Genomic DNA, 19460 nt, shown 5'->3' with positions numbered 1-19460 from the left:
TTGTATCATAAGAACTGCTTATTGCTTGCTATTATCACTATCATCTCTGGGATTTCCTCCTCCGGATCCACCACCGGTACTTCTACATCGAGAGCTACTTATGGTATAGGTTTGTCCTCTTTTAGAAACCACCCTGCCTGTACAGGTATCGGTCACCGTACAATCTACTATTGCACTATTCGAAGTAGTACCACAATACAGGGTAACATAAATAGAGGAAGAACTACCTACTCTGCCCCCGTTTACATACCAGCTATAGGTATAGTTTCCTAAACCACCATTGATATTGGCTAGTACCTGAAACTTTTGTGTTCTTGGTGCAGAGCTTACGGGTGGCATACTAGCTATAGAAAGCGTTAGTGGTGCCGGTTCTACCACATTCATGGTAGTGGTTACCGTTTTAGAATTTCCGGTAATGGTATCCTGCACGGTACATTCTACCTGTACCTGCCCATAATAGGCACACTCCATGGTAAGGCTAAACGATTTCTGGGTAGTGGTATGATTCACGCCACCACGGCTGATTTTCCAGCTATACGTATAATTACCAGATCCGCCTTGAGGGTTGATATTAAAAGCTGCAGTTGTTTGCACTACATGTGTTGCAGGGAGAGAGATTTGACTTGCAGCACTAGAAATTTCATCATAAATGCTAATAGATTTACTAACGGTTTTTGTTTTACCGGTTACACCATCGGTTACTGTAAGTTCTACGGTTACCATTCCTCCATTACCGCCCCCTTGTAAGATGATATCTTTACTGGAAAAATGCTCTATAACATTACCCGGTTTGGTTACCTTCCAGACATAGGTAAATTGTCCTGATCCTCCAGAAACTGTAGATTGTATTTGCATACTGGTATGTACATCTATCCAGTTTTTTTCTGAAGTTATACTGGTTTGCATTGGCGCATATTCTATTCCTTTATTGTTATAATAATATTTGTTGATAATATTATTATCGGCATCCCGAATTTGCATTAAACGATACAATGCGTCATACTCGGTATACGAAGTATACCCTCTTGGATCTGTAGTACTGGTAACACCTATAAGCGGATCATAGGTATAGGTAGTCACTATAGCACCAGGCAAGGCATCCCGAAGCCCGTCTAAAGCTTGTCTCAATGCTCCTTCTGTACCGTCATATCCTTTGGCACGATCGATATCTGCATTAGATTTTGCTTTTAGATCTGGCACAAAACCTGCTACCTGATCATAAGTAGCATTATCGATCCTGGCAATAGGATATACATCATTATATCCCCAAATATATACGGTATGGGGTTCCTTGCCCCGGGACACTTCTAACGGGTTTCCTTTGGCATCATACTTATGATATATTGTTTGGTCCCGCATTGCAGCACCTTCTTTGGCGGCTTGTATTAGAGAGGGTAAATAATAACCTGTACTTTTTGTAGTATAATGTATATGTGCAGTACCTTGTTTTTGGGTTCCTTTAAAAGTTTCTGTCTTTACAGGAGAAACAATACGATTTGCACTCATAAGTGTGGTATTATTTATCGATGGGTGGTAAGGATAATAATAGATCGATTTTTTGGTATCCTTTTTAGAATCGGTATAAATTTGTGTTTCTACCTGATTATTCTGATCATAGATGTATTCCTGAATACTTTCTGTATAAGTGGCAGGGTCTATATCTGAATAGGTTTTATAAACCACCCGCTTTTGCCGGGGTTGTGCATTGGTTTCTTTATAGGCTTTAATTGTATAATGTTTGTTTTGATCACTGCCACCAACACCTACTCCTGGTAAGCGTTCTACCATCTGGGTATAATGATAACTACCTACAGTCACACCGGTTCTGGCAATTAACCCTTCTGCATATCTACGATATTCTGCCTGGGTTCGATTATGATAATACTCATTATAATCTGCTAAAAGCAGGGATAAAGAATGATCCAACATATTCTTTTCTTGTGCTCTTATACGTACATATTCTTCTAATGACATTTTTCGTTTTACTCCGGTAGACGGACGTACTTTGATACCATACGGGTAATTAGTATCTAGCGAATGCCCAAATTCATCCCTGCTCATCTGTACGGGTTCGTACTCATAAAATTGCTCGGTAAGCAATTGCTCTTTATGCATCGAATTGTTATCTATATTTTTATAGGTTTTTACCGATTTAGTTCGAATACCTCCCTCTATGATTCCCTGGGGTATCGGGTTATTATACTCTTCCTGCCTTAGGTCTGCAGAGCTTTCGAATATATAAGGATCTTCAAAGGTATATACAATTCTTCCATTAATAACTTCTTGCATAGGATCTGCCGAGGATGCCATTTCACTTACCTGAGCATAATAAATAGGCAATCCTTGATTTCTTACAAAAAACGGATATGCGATCTTATTTTCTTCTGTACTATATTGAGATACCCCACTATTAGGATCTCCAGCCATATCATAATAATAGTATGCCGGCTGTTTTTTGGTGGTTGTATGTATTTTAGCACTCGAGACTAACAAATCATTGGTATACTGGTATTGTTTTTTGGTACATTTCCCATCATTTGCAGGACAATTTTTAATACTACGTACCCGAAGCCCCCCATAGTCATAATCATACGATTCTTTTCTGTGTGTCACATTTCCGGAAGGGTATTTTACTACAATCATTGCACTGGTAAACTTTTCGGTTTCCAGATAAAAAGTATAGGTTCCTGGAGCTATGGTAAAAGAACACTCCCCGCTGCTATCATACTGTTTTTTACCTTCTAAAAGATTTTCGCGTTCTCCTACCTCATTGATATCTAATTGTGCAATACCATTAGTATTTGCGCAATCATAATATGGCACATAAGCTCCTGTATATCCTTGTTTTTGGATTTTTAGCTTTACGCGAGATCCATATTTACTAATCGAAGCTGAATGGGATATCGTAATAAAAGTGGGCTCTGTAAATGTTCGTACCCGTACAGCCGTGGTTCTGGTTTTTTTTCCGTTCGGATTCGAATCGAAATCAGAGATGTAAAAATCCCTGTTAAAATCTTCCCATCCATTGATATTACGAGAATTGACATCGATATGCATTGGGATTTTATTTAGTTCGTATTCTATTTGTGTCTGCCCTCCCGTTTTATAACTTATCGTTTTTAGAGCCCCATGTAATGTCCCTTCAAAACTTGGGTAAACAGTAGGCATTATCTCGGTTTGGTATTCTGTAGTTTGTGTTCCTCCATAGTACCCCCATGGATCCATCGTAGAAGTTATTTTATCCTTATCCGAATCAAAATCTGGTATTGCTGAAGTACCATTTTGGTTGTAGTATTCGAATCTAAAAACCAACTCATTATTCTGCTTGATCTCTGTAAGCAAACGTCTGGATTGCTTGGTATATAAATCATAATAATGAATTTGAGAATTGTTGTAATCTTTTAGCTCTATAGAACTATATTGCGGATGACTTCCTGCGGGGAGAGATAATCGATTAAAGTGCAGAGAACCTTCTGTAAAGGTGATTTTGGACAATATTGGTGTAGAGATATCTACATCCATTCGTGTATACTGATATATATAAGGATTAAAACTGGCATCGGGAGCAGTTTCATTAGGATCAAGATTCGATAAAAATTCGGTTTTTCTTCTTTTATGTGAATATATGGTAGGGACAAAATCCTTGATCCTTTTTAGGTGATTTTGATATTCAAAAACAATTTGTTGTGTTGTGTTTGGCGGTTGTATTGCAGTAAGATACCAACTACGGGTATACACAAACTCATTATATGGAGTAGAAACCATAACTGTGTTTAATAATACCGGATCATAGATTTCTTTGGCTGCAAAGATATATTTTACCCCTTCGCCATCGATCACCTCGATACTATCCCAACCAAAAGTTACTTTTACATTATGATGTGATAAAAGTACCGGCTGCCCATTTTTTCCAATTTTAAAAGAAAAGTTTAACTGCCCGGCATTTACTGTAAATAGATCCGGTTCGCCATCTACCAGACCATTTGCCAAAAGAAAAGCATGATGTTCTTTAAGTACTTTTTTGCCATTGGTTGCCGAACTATTATTAGGATCAAAATTATAATAAGGATCCAATATCGTTTGAGGCAGGTTTTCGGATCCGTGATATCCTCTAGGGTGGTCATCGGGTAAACCTCGAACTTCACGAGAGATCATCCCGGTAGCAATCAGACTCCAGCCTAATCCTATAGAAGAAGGTTCTTCCATAACTTTAAGACCACTATAGTGATACTGCAAACCAGTACTCCAACTAACCCCATTTTGTTGTATGGTATAAATTGGCACAGCGTATTGTACCGCTCCGGTTGTAAGGTCTACGGTAGCACTACTGGCTTTGGTCGTTTTGGCAGTAGTAGGAGCAGCATTTATTGCAGGACTATATCCCCCATAAAAATCTTGCTGAGCTATGGCTTCCTGAATACATAACAAACTAAGGACAAGAAAAATATAGCGTAAAAATTGATATCTCATATTTAAAGATTGTATTTGTGTTTTTTATAAAAATTTACTGGTTAAGCACTAGATATAGTATACAACTGCTTAAGATGATTTTGGTTTTTAACTATTTGCTAAAGAGCGCCTTGTTATTATTAAGATAAAAATATACTTTGTGGTACTTCGTTTTTGTTTCCATAATCTTACTATCTTTTGTTTTTGCAGTGCAATATTAAGAGAAATAAGTTTCATTTTTTGAAACTTTTGTTTTTTAAATGTTAAAGTTTTATTTTTTCTTGGGCACTCCAAACTCAGAAGCAAATCTAAAATATCATTTTACGATGTCTATACAGAAATCTGTAATCCACAAAATATTTTGTTCCCCTTTTAATCTCAACCTCAAAATAAAAGCTTTTAGAACACCATTTAAGAAGTATTAGAAATGTGAAATTCTTTTTATTTAGTCGATCCTTAAAAATAAACAACGGTTTTATTTTTCTGATATTGGTTGCAAAAAAGAGTTTAAAAAAAAAGAAACTGTTTTTTTATCTTATAGTACAAAACCCTGTCAAATGCGTTCAAAAAATAAGTCTTCTGGTCAGGTAATTTTTTTAGCCCCTACTTTAGAAAAGCAGTTCAACCCTTATCATCCTCTTCATCTTTTATCTAAAGAAATCGACTGGCATTATTTTGAAGAAGAATTCAAAGATTTGTATTCAGATAAAGGCCGGCCAGCTCATAGTACCCGTTTAATGGTTTCCTTGTTAATACTCAAATCTATTTGCAATTTATCTGATGAAGTATTGGTAGACCCACATTGGGAGATGAATGTTTACTTTCAGTATTTTTATGGAGAAGCATCACAAAATTGGGGTGAGCCATGTGCTGCTAGTGATCTGGCACATTTCTGTAAACGTATTGGATAACAAGGTGTTGAGAAGATACTCAAACACTCGATAGATAAACATGGAGATGATAGTGATGATCCTAATGTAAGCGTTGATAGCACAGCACAGAAGAAAAACATTACCTATCCCACAGATGCCAAGCTACATAAAAAGATCATTGCAGCAAAAAAAATTCCTTAAAGGATAAATAGGAGACAGTATCAACTTTATGATGGCTGCCGCTGGGTTCAATTTCAAAAAAATGATGGTCAAGCTTAAAGAAAATAAGCTTTGGTTTGAATTTGAGATTATCAAATTAGGCATACAATTTTATAAATTAGGAGACAAATCCATCAAAGTACATCCTAAATACCTTTTTTAAAGTCCTAGACACACTAATATGGACACTACCGATCGAACTAGCTACACTAATAACCTGAGTTTATAATTATTTTTGCCTAAATATCAAATTCCATAATTTTTGGAATTGATCTGCACAAATGCTTCGACAAAATCTTTTAATGTCCAAATAAAAGCTTTCAGGGTACAGTTCAGAGGAGTGAAAAAAGGTATAATTCTTCCTTTTTAGATTAACCAGAATATTTGCATAAACACAACTTTTGGTCTTGACCCTATAAAACGATTTATGATTTTTGCTAAAATAAAAAAACCTGTAAATTAAAATTTACAGGTTTTTAATATTATGTGGGCGCTAAGGGATTCGAACCCCTGACCCCTTGGGTGTAAACCAAGTGCTCTGAACCAACTGAGCTAAGCGCCCTTATTTCAAAAACAACCTTGTTCCTGATTGCGGATGCAAATATAGCACAGTTTTTAAATCTACCAAAGGAAAAGAGAAAAAAAATTAAATTATTTCTGCAACAACAAATGTACTCCCACCAACATAGATCACATCCATATCTGTAGCCACCTGTAAAGCAGCTTTATAGGCTTTTTCAACAGATTCATAACTATCTCCTGTCAAACCAAATTTTAACGCTTTTTTTTCCAGTTCTTTCTCATCCAGCCCTCTTAAAATATTCGGCTTACAAAAATAATATTGTGCTTGTACAGGAAACAATGGTAAAATACCTATTAAATCTTTGTCCTCTACCACACCCAAAACTATATGTAAGCGATCATAATATTCATCTTGCAGTTGTTTTAAAGCTATTGCCAATCCATCACTATTGTGTGCGGTATCACAAATAACTTTCGGTTTTTCATTCAAAATTTGCCATCTGCCCAATAAACCCGTGTTTGCTATTACCCCTTCAAGTCCTTTTTTGATATTATCATTATCGATCACCCAACTTTTTTCTTTTAAAACCAAAATTGTTTGTAATACCGTTTTTATATTCTCTTTCTGATAATTTCCTTTTAAATCAGACTCATATACAGCTCCTTTATAATCTGCAGCAAAATATATATCACTTTTACCTGTAGTCGCTTTTTCTATAAAAACCTTTTTAGTTTCTGTAGTTGTTCTACCTATGACCACGGGGATACCTTTTTTTATAATCCCGGCTTTTTCTTTAGCTATTTGCCCTAAGGTATCTCCTAAAAAACGAGTATGGTCCAAACCTATATTAGTGATTACAGAGACCTCTGGAGTAATAATATTTGTAGAATCCAGTCTTCCGCCAAGACCAACTTCTATTATCGCTATATCTACTTTGGATTCTGCAAAATACTGAAATGCCAACCCAACGGTCATTTCAAAAAAAGAAAGTTGATTTCTTTCAAAATAAGCCCGATGCTTTGTAATAAAATCAATTATATACTCTTCATATATCTTTTTTCCATTAATCCTTATACGTTCTCTAAAATCTTTTAAATGAGGAGAAGTATACAATCCTACTTTATAGCCTGATTCTTGTAATACAGAAGCCAACATGTGGCTTGTTGAACCCTTTCCGTTGGTTCCTGCTACATGAACACTCTTAAATTTAGTTTCCGGAAAATTCAAATATGCTGCTAATTGTTCTGTATTATGAAGATCTGCCTTATAAGCGCTAGCTCCCTGACGTTGATACATAGGCAATTGGGCAAACATCCAGTCAAGGGTTTCCCTATAGTTCATACTATTATTATTATTCTGAAAGTTTAAACTGATAAATAATCATTCCCACCTGTTTTACAGGTGCCTCTGAATCACTATTGAATTTGGTTGCCATAGCTGCCTTTCTTGCGGGTTCCATTAAACACGAAGCGCTATTAGTTGTTCCTTTAACTCCCGGTGTGGCTTTTACTACTTTACCGTTTTGATCTACTTCAATTTTCACAACCACAATCCCGGATTCATTACAATCCTGAACAAATTTTTCTTTATTCAAAGCTTTTCTTCCTCCTAATCGATAATTACCATCCCCATCTAACCCTTTTCCTGTTCCATAATAGGATTTTGCATTAGGATCCCCGTCACGACTTCCTTTATCCCCGGGAGAGTTATCATCTCCTTCTCCTCCTTTTACCTTACCATCATTTTTGGGGCCATTAGAAAAACTATCTAATATGTCCAGTGTAGACTTATCTGGCTTTGGGTCGGGCTTTTTTTCTTCAACCTTTTTTACAGGTTTATCTTTTACGGTATTATCTACCAGTTTTTGGTCGTTGGGATTAGCTTTTTTCTTAGGATCCTCTACCTCTTTTTTAGGCTTCTTTTTTGTTTCCTTTTCTATTACAGGAGCATCTTCTGTGTCTTGTGTAATTACTTTATCTGTTATTTGGGGGGAATGTTCTTGTTGCTCCGGAACAGACGATACGGGTTCTGGGGTAGTTTGTTTAGGCGCAGATTTAATGGGTTGATCCGGCTGTATTTTACCCGACCCCGTTATTGTTGTCCCAAAATTAACCGCAATCCCAGCTTCTTCTTCTGGTTCTATATAATTTAAACTTAGATAAAACAATAAAAAAATAATCCCTATATGTACAATAACTGTCAATATAAAGGATTTTCTTTTATGTTTTGTATCTAGTTTTATCATCATTCAGGTCTTACCGCCAATATAACTTTAAATTTATTCCTATTTGCAATATCCATTACACCAACTGCTTTTTCTATAGGTACCCCTTCTTCTGCTCTCAAAATAATGGTAGGTTCCTTTTTGCCTTGTAACCGAGATAGTAGTTCTGATTCTAATCTACTTTGGCTTATTCGTTCTTCATCAATATAATATTGCAGCTTATTTGTAATACTCACAGATATATTTTGCACATTCGAGCTTTTCCCTTTGGCTTTTGGTAATATAAGATCCAAAGCTTCTGGAGTAATGGCCGGAGATGTCAACAAAAAAAACACCAATAAGAGAAATACTATATCTGTCATAGAAGACATACTAAACTCCGGGCTTACCTTATTTCTTCCTCTTAAATTCATATTATGCAGGTTCGTTTAATAAATCCAAAAAGTCAACAGCATTAGCTTCCATCTGGTGGATAACCTTATCTGTTCTAACTACCAAATGGTTATATCCTATGTATGCTACAATCCCCACTACCAATCCTCCTACAGTAGTTGTCATAGCAGTATAAATCCCTTCTGCCAGAACTCCCATATCTGCTGTTCCGGAACTTGACGCCAAATTATGAAATGCCAAAATCATACCAATTACCGTTCCAAGAAAACCGATCATAGGTGCAGCTCCTGCTACGGTAGCAAGAATACTAACATTTTTTTCTAACTTATAAACCTCTAGTCTGCCAGCATTTTCAATCGCTTTATTAATATCTTCTAAAGAGTGGCCAATTCTGGAAAGTCCTTTTTCGGTTAATCTGGCAATAGGGTTATTGGTTTGAGCACACAAAATTTTTGCAGATTCAATTTTACCACTAACTACACTTTCTCTGATCTTATCCATAAAACTTTCATCATATTTTGAGGCTGCTTTGATTGCAAAAATTCTTTCAAAATAAATATAGACTGCAACAAAAAGTAGCACAAAAAGAATGGATATGATTACAATTGCACCTGTTCCTCCACTAAGCAAAAGATCCATTATAGATAAAGAGTTTTCTTCTATTGGTGATTCTATTTCCTGGGTATTTTGAACCAAAGCTCCAAGCATTAATAAATATGTCATTTTGATATTGTTAATTTAGTTTTAGTATACTACTAACGTTATTTATGAAGGTTAAGTATGTTATTTCCTTATTATAATATATATATTATTCCTAACAACCCTATACCTCCAAGCACTATTGTATAAGGAAAAGCCATTTTTACCATTTTGGTGTAAGACAATCCTATTAATGGTGCCAAAGAAGATGTTAATAAGAATAAAAATGCCGCTTGCCCGTTTGGTGTTGCCACACTAGGTAAGTTTGTACCCGTATTGATCGCTATTGCAAGTTTTTCAAACTGTTCTCTTGATATTGCCCCACTATCAAAAGCTGCTTTAACCTCTCCTATATATACCGTTGCTACAAACACATTATCGCTTATCATAGATAAAACCCCGTTGGCCACATAAAACATGGATGGTTGCTGTCCCGGATCCAAAGATAGTGCCCAATCTATAATTGGTTTAAAAAGGTGTTGATCGTGTATCATAGCTACTATTACAAAGAAAACCACTATCAAACCTGTAAACGGAAGTGCTTCTTCAAATGCTTTACCCAACTGGTGCTCTTCTGTTATCCCCATAAAAGCTGTTTGAACTATTATTAAAGCTAACCCTATAAAACCTACTGGTGCTATATGTAGCGCCAACCCTGCAATCAAAAGCAGAGCCGATACTGCCTGTACAATTAGCCCGTACTTTGATTTATCAGATCTGTTTGCATCTTCATCTTCGGTATAACGTTCTATAATTTTTCTGGCTACTTCTGGTAGTTTTGCCCCAAACCCAAAAGTCCTTGTTGCTTCTAATACAATTGTAGTAAGTAGCCCTGCCCCTAAAACCGGTATTGATATTGGAGCCATTTTTATAAAAAAATCGACAAAATCCCACCCCATTCTTTCTCCTATCAATAAATTTTGCGGCTCTCCTACCAAGGTACAAACCCCACCAAGAGCTGTACCTACAACCCCATGCATTACCAAACTTCTTAAAAAGCTCCTGAATTGTTCCAGAGTTTCTCCACTTAATTCTTTTCTGTCTAAAACCCCACTGTCATCATAATCCCCGGATCCGGAATGAATTTTATGATATACCCCGTAAAATCCTACAGCAACACTTATCAAAACAGCCGTAACTGTTAAAGCATCCAAAAATGCAGAAAGTACTGCCGCCAGAAATACAAATAACAACGACAGTACCATTTTAGATTTTATTTTAGTAAACACTTTGCTAAAAATATACATCAACAAAGGTTTCATAAAATAGATTCCTGCTACCATAAAAACCAATAGCAAAACTACTTCTAAGTTTTGATCTACTTCATGATACGCATTTTTTGGCGTTGTCAAATTCAATGCTAAAATTTCAATTGCCAGCAACCCCCCTGATTGCAATGGATAACATTTAAGAGCCATTGCCAAAGTAAAAATAAACTCTGCTATAAACAACCATGATGTTATTGTTGCTCCTAAAAAGAAATAAGAAAATACATTAAAAATTAAAAATCCGATCATTACGGTTTTGAACCATTTCGGACTACTGCCTAAAAAATACTTGAACATAGTTTTACCTGGTTAATACAATTAATATTTACACCAACTGTTTGAGTGCTATCTCAAAAGCCGTTTTACTTATATTGGTTTTTGCTTGTTTATTATTATATGTTTTTTGAATTGCATTCTTTATAGTTTCAGAAGTATCCATAAAAATAGCTTCGTCTGTCATCTGCACTTTTCGTTCCATAAAATAAGCAAACACCCTTGCCATACCACAGTTTGAAATAAAATCTGGTATCAGACTCACCCTCTCATCTGTATACTCCATTATTGGTCCAAAAAATATTTCGCTATCTGCAAAAGGAACATTAGCCCCACAAGATATAACCTCTAGTCCAGAATCAATCATTGTAGTGATCTGGTCTTTTGTAATTAATCGGGAAGCTGCACATGGAGCAAATATTTCTGTTTTTAAAGCCCAAACCTTTTTGTTCATTTCATCAAAAGGAATAAGCTTTTCACTAAACAGTTTATTACCGTTTTTATGCAAATACAATTCTTTTATTTCTTCAAAAGAAAAACCTTCTTCATTTATTAAGCCTCCTGCATGGTCTATAATCCCAACAATTTTTACTCCCATTTCAGAAAGATAATAAGCTGCCGCTGACCCAACATTACCAAATCCTTGTACTACTGCTCTTTTTCCTTTTACATCTCCTCCATAAATAGTATAATAGTGGCGTACTGCCTCTGCAACACCGTACCCGGTAATCATATCTGCAACAGTATATTTTCTATTAACATCTGGAGAAAACATAGTGTTTTCCAACACTTTAATAACCCCTTGTCGCAGTTGTCCAATTCTATTTATTTTATCTGCTTCTGTAGGTTGAAAATGCCCGTTAAAAACCCCTTCCTGAGGATGCCAAACCCCACATTCCTCTGTTATGGGTATAACTTCATGAATCTCATCTACGTTAAGATCCCCTCCTGTACCATAATAGCTTTTCAACAATGGGGACACAGCTTTGTACCATCTTTTAAGGACTCCTTTTTTACGCGGATCCTCCGGATCAAAATTAATTCCAGATTTTGCACCGCCTATTGCCGGGCCAGAAACTGTAAACTTAACTTCCATTGTTTTTGCCAAAGAAAGCACTTCATTCATGTCCAATCCTTTTCGCATTCGGGTTCCTCCACCTGCTGCACCTCCTCTTAACGAATTGATAACCGTCCAACCTTCTGCTTCTGTTTCAGAATCTTTCCAATTAAAAACTATTTCAGGTGTTTTATTTTCGTATTTATTTAATAACTCTTTCATTTTTAAAATTTCAATTTATTGAATAACCAATCGTTTTTTAATTTTTTTTTAAAAAACAACATATCTACTACCGTACTTTTAAATTAAAAATAATCCTCCTTACGGAGGTTAGAGTTGAGTCATATTACCAATGTATTACAATAAACTGAATTATAGTCTAAATGCGACTTCACAAATATAAAAAACTAAACATGCAAAAGAGTAAATAAAAATAAAATTATAGTATTTTAAGAAACAGTTTTTTTAACTTCAAAAAAGCATGCCCTTCTTTTTTGAATATAAAGCTATATTTTGGCATACATTGTCTACAAAAAGGATTACTGCAAAAAATGAAAAAAACAGTAAAACTATCATATTATAGCTTATATTTGTAGAATCAATAAAAAAACCGAGGTTATCTCGATTTATTTTCATCAAAAAGTACGAATATCGCGTTATGCACGCACAGTAAATTATAAAAAAATATGGACTTCAAATTATCCGAAGAGCAGTTAATGATACGCGACGCAGCTCGCGATTTTGCAAAGGCAGAGTTATTACCAGGTGTAATCGAACGTGATAACAAGCAAGAATTTCCTAAGGAACAAGTTAAAAGAATGGGAGAACTTGGCTTTTTAGGAATGATGGCATCCCCAGAATATGGAGGTGGTGGAATGGATACCATTTCTTATGTTTTGGCTATGGAAGAATTATCAAAAATAGACGCTTCTTGTTCTGTAATTGTATCTGTAAACAATTCTTTGGTATGTTGGGGCCTTGACACTTTTGGCAGTCCCGAGCAAAAAGAAAAATACCTTACCAAACTTACAACCGGAGAATCTATAGGGGCTTTTTGTTTATCAGAGCCCGAAGCTGGTAGTGATGCTACTTCTCAAAAAACTACTGCCATCGATAAAGGAGATCACTATATCCTAAACGGAACAAAAAACTGGATTACCAATGGTAGTTCTGCAGATTATTATTTGGTAATAGCACAAACCGACAGAGAGAAGAAACACAAGGGCATTAATGCTTTTATCGTGGAAAAAGGATGGGAAGGTTTTGAAATTGGTCCTAAAGAAGATAAATTAGGAATACGAGGCAGTGATACCCACTCTCTTATATTTAATGATGTAAAAGTACCTAAAGAAAATAGAATTGGAGAAGATGGTTTTGGGTTTAAGTTTGCAATGAAAACATTAGCCGGTGGTCGTATAGGTATTGCCGCACAGGCTTTAGGTATTGCTGCCGGAGCTTACGAGTTGGCAAAAGAATACTCTAAAGTTCGTAAATCATTTGGTACCGAAATCATGAATCATCAGGCTATTGCTTTTAAACTTGCCGAAATGCATACTAAAATTGAAGCTGCCAGAATGTTGGTGTATAAAGCTGCAAAAGATAAAGATAATCACGAAAACTATGACCTATCTGGCGCTATGGCGAAATTATACGCATCGGATGTAGCTATGGACGTTGCTGTTGAAGCTGTACAAATACATGGTGGCAACGGTTTTGTTAAAGAATATCATGTAGAGCGATTAATGAGAGATGCAAAAATCACTCAGATTTATGAAGGAACCTCTGAAATACAAAAGATTGTTATTTCCAGAAGTATTTTGAAAGATTAATTAGTTAAAACTACTCTATTCAGAAATAACAAAACCCTTGTAAATACAAGGGTTTTGTTATTTCTGAATGTGCCTTTGTAGATAGAAAGAAACATTTGATATCCATCTGCAATCCTCATTTTATTATTGTTTTTTTTTAACTTTAGAAAGATACACTTTGGCAAAATTAGTTTTATATATAGAATCGAGATCTTTCTTTTTCCAAAACTCAATTGCTAATTCTCTTAGTGTTTTACTCTTTAATGAATCTGTATTAACAATTTTCTGTTCGGTTTGTAATTGACATGTTACGTGTAATGAAAGGTTATAAAATATTAATATTACCAATAAACCGATCCATTTTATATATAAGTAGATTAAACTTGCTTTATGCAATAGAAAATCTATTACACCTTGTAGCTACTGCAAATACAGACGCTTTGCTTCGTTTTTTAATTTAACCATAGCGATGCTATGCTAAAATCAAGAAAACGACTGTATTTATGGTATCTTCAAGCTTCATTACGAAGTTCTACTGCATAAAGCAGGTTAAAAAGGGCATGTATGTTTAATAAACAAACTTACAAATAATAAAAAACTTCAAAAAAGCAGTTATCCTGGCTATTACAAAGAAAGAAACTAAATATAAAAACGGAGGTTAAAATTTATAAATCAATAAGGTAAAATTTATAAATCCTAACTAGAGCGCCTTGAAAAACTTATCTTTTCCATATAATTTTGCCTCATAAAGTTACTCTTTTAGATATATATTATCGTCACAAGACAGATAAAAAGTGTATATATAGTGATAAAACCATAGACGGCACTATACAATATATTAATATATGTGTTATGAAAAAATCGATTTTAGATTTCTGAAAAACGTTAAGTAAAGATCAACAAAAAAATAGTAGGTGAGGCACGTATATGTGATCATAGATCAGAAATTTGTTATGAAGGTTCTGCACCCAGTTCTAATCTCAACCAACTATTATCTATTGATTATTAATGGTTAATCACAATATATTAATTTATCATGGCATAGGTGTTAACATTAGTTAGCTTTAAATAAACAAAATAATTATTAACTTATAAATTCCGGAAACAAACAGTTAATATAAATTATTGCGAAAAAAGTTCGATGTTAACCACTTATAATTAAATAATTATTCAATAACACTTTAAAATTACATTTTATGTATTTAAAAAATTTTTCTAAGTATAGAATTGACAAGAAATTATTATCAAAAATCAATGGGAGTTCTGGATATGGTTTTGTAACTTGTGGGAATGGAGAATCATTCGATGCAACTGCGGAATCAGAATACTCAGTAATATCAGGTGGTAGCCGTTGGTGTCGAGATAAGGGTGGTGTGTCCACCTTTATGTTTGTTGATGATGCAGATGACCCTAAATAACGCTATGAAAATATAAAATGGGGGAGGGTGATGTTAATTGCAAGCCCCCGTTTTTAAACATTCTTCTCTCTAATTGTAGTGTTTAGCAACCAATAAAAACATTCAATTTACTAATAGCCAATCTACAGAATTGGCTAACCCCACAAATAGCAAAGAAATAGAATCCCCCCTTCTATCCCTTATGATTTTATATGCTATGAGATTTGTACTATTAATTTTACAACTAGCAAATAAAGAATACAGCATTACAGCTTTTTGAGCAGCTCTATGAAAACCAGAGACTATTTCATTAAAAAAGCTAGAGATTTCATGATAACAAATCTCTAGCTTTTTTCTTTTTATCATATTTATTAAGGTGAACCTTTCATTATCTACCTTTAAAAACTACCCTTTTTAAAAGATCATATATAATACCTTATCGGTTCCAATCCATATCTTTATAATTCTTCTCTATATATTCTTTCAAAATAGTAATATCTTTTTTTGATGTTAAATCTGGTACGTGCTCTGCTACAGGAATCCCAATAACCGATGTAGGATAATCCTTTACCATATTTAATAAAGCAGTAGGGAGTTCTTTTTCATTTCGCTTTTCATTAACAGGGCAATTCAATACGTAATCCTGAAACATTGCCCCATTAAATTTAAAAATATTCATACTTACCCGAAGTTTACCAAATCTGTCTTTATAAAATTCACTGTCTTTAATCGAAGGTTTTTCAATAATATCTTTTAAATAATCTTTTTCATCCAAAGACACTAAAGCAAACTGAGCTATTCGTTCTATACTAAACTGTAATGCATCTCTATCATAACTAATAAATGCATTTTCATGATTAGTAGTTCGCAAAGCCTTTAAAACAGTTTTTGAGTATAAATTATCACTATTGCATACGGTATACGTTTGCGTGTTCAATTCTGGATATTGCATAATTGTTTGGCAAACAGCATCGGCAGTACCAAATGGTTTTTCTCTACCTTCTGGAATGTATTGAATTGCATAGTTTATAGTCAGTCCATTAAAATCATTACCCGTTATTTTATCTCCATAAAACTCCTTCATTAAACTATCTTTTTCTCCTATGACTATATATATGGTAGTATATCCAGCTTGTTTTGCATTATACAATAAATAATCCATAACTGGTCTTCCTGTATCATCTATACTAATTAAGGATTTAGATCTTGTATTAGCCTGCATTACCATATCATCGCTTAAGGCCATCTGTGCTTCTTTTTTCATTCTGGAGGAAGCTCCTCCTGCCAAAATGATTAAATTATCATGCATATCATAGTATTATTAATATTTTATACAACTCTTGCTCCAGAATCTACTTTTACAATATAGGCTGCTTTACCTTCTCTTTTTATGGCATCAATAACATCTTGTTCTTTATCTTTTGGAGCTATTGCTATAATACTGCCTCCTCCTCCTGATCCTACAATCTTAACCCCATAAGCCCCTGCTTTTATCGCACTTGCTACCATTTTATCTATTACCGGGACTGTTATTTTAAGAATATCTTTTAATACAAGGTGGTGTTGATTCATTAAATCTCCTATATATTTTATATCAGGATTTGTTTTCTTAAACTCATCCATAGCTTTTAAAGTTATATTGTGGTTTTTTAGTGCAGCAAAAAAATAAGGTCTTAGATCTAACGGAACATATTTTTCATACTTTTCATACTCTTCCAGCATGGCTAATTTAATATCAAAACCAGGTTTTTTGTGAGTTATGTATTCTATCGCTTTTAAAGCCTTTTCTTTTCGGTCACCCAAAGTACCTATCGTTTCCTTTTTAACTCCGGATTCTCCCACGATTAATCCTTCTATATCATTTTGGATAGTTTTGTACGACATTTTTTGACTTGTATCTATAAACAAAACACCTCCCAGACCAATAGAATACTGATCCATAAGTCCGCCTGGCTCATTATGCTCTATAACTTCTGCTTGATACGCTATTCTAGCAACCAACTCTTTAGTTATTTCCTGATTTGCTCCAAAGGCTTTTAACAAAAAACGTATCCATGCTATTATCAGGGCAGATGAACTTGACACCCCTGCATTTAATGGCAAATCTCCTTTTATTTCAACATCATATCCCTTATCGGGTATACATCCATATCGTTTTAATACCCTAAGGGAGGATGCAAAATAATCTCTGTTCTGAACAGTTTCAAATGTTTCATATATCTCAATATCCCGTTCTTCAGCTGTATCTGGCAGCTTTATTCTAAAAAAAGAACTTTCATTTTCTATTGCATTTAATGTAATATACTTATTAATTGCGCACGCTATTACCGGTAATCCCAAGTAATCCTGATGATCTCCAAAAAGACAAGTTCTTCCTGGGGATAGTATGTGTATTGTCTTCAAAATTGATTATTCGTTCTAAAAAGATTAATAGGTATCTTTAATCCAGTTATAAGGTGTTCTTTTTAACCATAACCCTCTGGTAAAGTCAGGAAAGTCTTGAGGTTCTCCATTATTTTCTATAGAAATTTCAGACAATGGTGTAATTACACTCCAGGCTGCTGCATCATATACATCTAATGGTGGGGCTATATTTTGTTTTGCTGATTCTACAAATGCATTGATTACAAAAAAGTCCATCCCGCCATGTCCGGCTCCCATTGCATGTTCTCCGTACTTTTTCCATAAAGGGTGATCGTATTTGGTTAACCACTCATCTGCCTGATCCCATTTATGAGGTTCGGACTTACCTTCAATATATATCCTGTTACCATCTACTTCCCACAACCCATTAGCACCCTGAACTCTAAATCCTAAAGAATATGGTCTTGGCAAGTTACAATCGTGTGTTACTATAATTGTTTCTCCCAGCGCAGTTTCTATTGTTGAAGTTATGACATCTCCTTGTTTAAATTTAATTTTTGCATTAGGATGTGCTTCTCCTCCATTTTTTACAATATAATTATGTAAACCTATACTTTTTGAAGCATTAGATGTTAACGACAAAAAACGATTTCCTCGATTAATGTTGCACATTGTAGCTATTGGACCAACTCCGTGTGTTGGATATACATCTGCATTTCTGACTACCGAGTGTTGTGTTCTCCATTTAGATTCTGAAATGCCTTTTTCTCCAAACTCCACTCCTTTACCATAAGCTGTTTTACCGTCATTTAATTTCACGAATCTTAAATCATGTTGGTAACCACATCTAAAATGTACCAATTCTCCAAAAACATCTTGCCTTACCATATTTAGAACTGCCAAAATGTCTCTTCTGTAATTAACATTTTCTAAAATCATTAAATGTGTACCTGTTTCTTCGTGAGTATTGACCAGGTCCCAGCATTCTTCGAGGGTATTAGCTGCAGAGACTTCTAAGCCAGTGTATTTGCCGGCTATCATAGCTTCTTTTGCCATTCTTGTGTGCCACAACCAAGGGGTAGATATTATTACTGCATCTACATCTTGTAAACTTAATAAATTTCTAAAATCGTATTCGTTTGCACCAAAGGTTTTTGGCTTAGGTTTTCCTGATTCTTTTATACTTTCTAAACAGAGATCTATTCTTGACTGGTCTATATCACAAATAGCAGTTATTAACACGTCTTCTCTTAAAAGAGCATTTTTTAAATGATTTGTTCCTCTTAAACCAACTCCTATTAATCCTAATTTAAGTTTTTCTTTAGTATTTGTGGCATTAGCAAAAGTAAAACCTGGCAATACAGAAATTGCAGTTCCTGCAATAGCTGTTTTTTTTATAAAATTTCGTCTGGAAGTTTGTGTGCTCATATATCTAACATTTATTTATACAAATGCTTAAACCCGGATTATCCAATATCATTAAGTTAAGCTGTATTTTTTTGAGTATTAAACATCTGTAAAAGAAAAATACCCTTTTACTTCCATCATGAACTCCAGCCTGCACCGGAATAACAAGCAGAAAGCATTGTGTTTTGGTTATTTTGTCATTCCAGCATACGCTGGAATCCACCATTAACAAACTCTAAATCAATAGTTTAAATTCTTAACTAAACGACATTTTCCGAATTATGCAACAGAAAATCTATTACACCTTTAATCTACTGCAAATACAACCGTTACCCTTGATTTTTTAATTAACCATAACCCTTCTTGATAAACTCAGGGTAAACTGCTATGCTAAAACTAAGAAAATCATTGTATTTATGGTATTTCAAAGTCTCATCACGAAATTTTGTTGTATAATCCGGGTAAATATAAAGGAAAAGGACTTAGCTAAAAAGAAACTATTATTTC

General features: G+C 34.6%; 14 protein-coding genes and 1 tRNA gene. 3 read left to right on the top strand and 12 right to left on the bottom strand.

The window, feature by feature from the left end; genetic code table 11:
• Positions 1–18: 18 nt before the first annotated feature.
• A complete protein-coding gene (locus tag ACZIYX_RS20640; RefSeq protein ID WP_462684152.1) occupies positions 19–4470 on the bottom strand; it encodes a hypothetical protein in 4452 nt (1483 codons plus the stop codon).
• A gap of 536 nt (positions 4471–5006) precedes the next feature.
• Here ACZIYX_RS20640 and ACZIYX_RS20635 point away from each other — a divergent pair.
• Positions 5007–5360, top strand: a complete 354-nt coding sequence (locus ACZIYX_RS20635; protein ID WP_462684151.1) for a transposase — start codon at positions 5007–5009, stop codon at positions 5358–5360.
• Positions 5361–6027: 667 nt separating this feature from the next.
• Here ACZIYX_RS20635 and ACZIYX_RS20630 read toward each other — a convergent pair.
• From ACZIYX_RS20630 to ACZIYX_RS20600, 7 genes are all read right to left on the bottom strand, one after another.
• Positions 6028–6102: transfer RNA gene (locus ACZIYX_RS20630), tRNA-Val, on the bottom strand.
• An 84-nt stretch (positions 6103–6186) separates the two neighbouring features.
• Positions 6187–7404: a bifunctional folylpolyglutamate synthase/dihydrofolate synthase gene (locus ACZIYX_RS20625; protein WP_462684150.1), complete on the bottom strand. Its 1218-nt coding sequence runs from the start codon at positions 7402–7404 to the stop codon at positions 6187–6189.
• A 10-nt stretch (positions 7405–7414) separates the two neighbouring features.
• Positions 7415–8308: an energy transducer TonB gene (locus ACZIYX_RS20620; RefSeq protein WP_462684149.1), complete on the bottom strand. Its 894-nt coding sequence runs from the start codon at positions 8306–8308 to the stop codon at positions 7415–7417.
• Entirely contained in the window at positions 8308–8700 is a 393-nt protein-coding gene (locus ACZIYX_RS20615) for an ExbD/TolR family protein (protein WP_462684148.1), read from the bottom strand. The genes ACZIYX_RS20620 and ACZIYX_RS20615 overlap by 1 nt, the downstream gene beginning before the upstream one ends.
• A gap of 1 nt (position 8701) precedes the next feature.
• The gene (locus ACZIYX_RS20610; protein WP_462684158.1) at positions 8702–9388 is read right to left on the bottom strand and encodes a MotA/TolQ/ExbB proton channel family protein; all 687 of its coding nucleotides are present in this window, start codon (positions 9386–9388) and stop codon (positions 8702–8704) included.
• Positions 9389–9474: 86 nt separating this feature from the next.
• Entirely contained in the window at positions 9475–10944 is a 1470-nt protein-coding gene (gene nhaB, locus ACZIYX_RS20605) for a sodium/proton antiporter NhaB (RefSeq protein ID WP_462684147.1), read from the bottom strand.
• Positions 10945–10972: 28 nt separating this feature from the next.
• Positions 10973–12199 (bottom strand): Glu/Leu/Phe/Val dehydrogenase dimerization domain-containing protein, encoded by a 1227-nt coding sequence (locus ACZIYX_RS20600; RefSeq protein ID WP_462684146.1) that lies wholly within the window; start codon positions 12197–12199, stop codon positions 10973–10975.
• A gap of 464 nt (positions 12200–12663) precedes the next feature.
• Between ACZIYX_RS20600 and ACZIYX_RS20595 the strand changes: the two genes are divergently transcribed.
• Both ACZIYX_RS20595 and ACZIYX_RS20590 read left to right on the top strand, forming a co-directional pair.
• Positions 12664–13806 (top strand): acyl-CoA dehydrogenase, encoded by a 1143-nt coding sequence (locus tag ACZIYX_RS20595; RefSeq protein ID WP_462684145.1) that lies wholly within the window; start codon positions 12664–12666, stop codon positions 13804–13806.
• A gap of 1175 nt (positions 13807–14981) precedes the next feature.
• Positions 14982–15203 carry a hypothetical protein gene (locus ACZIYX_RS20590; RefSeq protein ID WP_462684144.1) on the top strand — a complete coding sequence of 74 codons (222 nt, stop codon included), beginning with the start codon at positions 14982–14984 and terminating at the stop codon, positions 15201–15203.
• A gap of 102 nt (positions 15204–15305) precedes the next feature.
• On the opposite strand, the gene ACZIYX_RS20585 is transcribed toward ACZIYX_RS20590, so the two are convergent.
• From ACZIYX_RS20585 to ACZIYX_RS20570, 4 genes are all read right to left on the bottom strand, one after another.
• Complete coding sequence (locus ACZIYX_RS20585) at positions 15306–15548, bottom strand: hypothetical protein (protein ID WP_462684143.1); 243 nt, start codon at positions 15546–15548, stop codon at positions 15306–15308.
• A gap of 70 nt (positions 15549–15618) precedes the next feature.
• A complete protein-coding gene (locus ACZIYX_RS20580) occupies positions 15619–16491 on the bottom strand; it encodes a sugar phosphate nucleotidyltransferase (RefSeq protein ID WP_462684142.1) in 873 nt (290 codons plus the stop codon).
• Positions 16492–16511: 20 nt separating this feature from the next.
• Positions 16512–17585, bottom strand: coding sequence for a mevalonate kinase family protein (locus tag ACZIYX_RS20575; RefSeq protein ID WP_462684141.1), 1074 nt, complete (start codon positions 17583–17585; stop codon positions 16512–16514).
• A gap of 24 nt (positions 17586–17609) precedes the next feature.
• Positions 17610–18974: a Gfo/Idh/MocA family protein gene (locus ACZIYX_RS20570; RefSeq protein ID WP_462684140.1), complete on the bottom strand. Its 1365-nt coding sequence runs from the start codon at positions 18972–18974 to the stop codon at positions 17610–17612.
• Positions 18975–19460: the final 486 nt, after the last annotated feature.

The organism is Aquimarina sp. (assembly GCF_977115655.1).
Note: the sequence above shows the minus strand (reverse complement) of the source record. Positions and strands in the feature narration are given on the sequence as shown.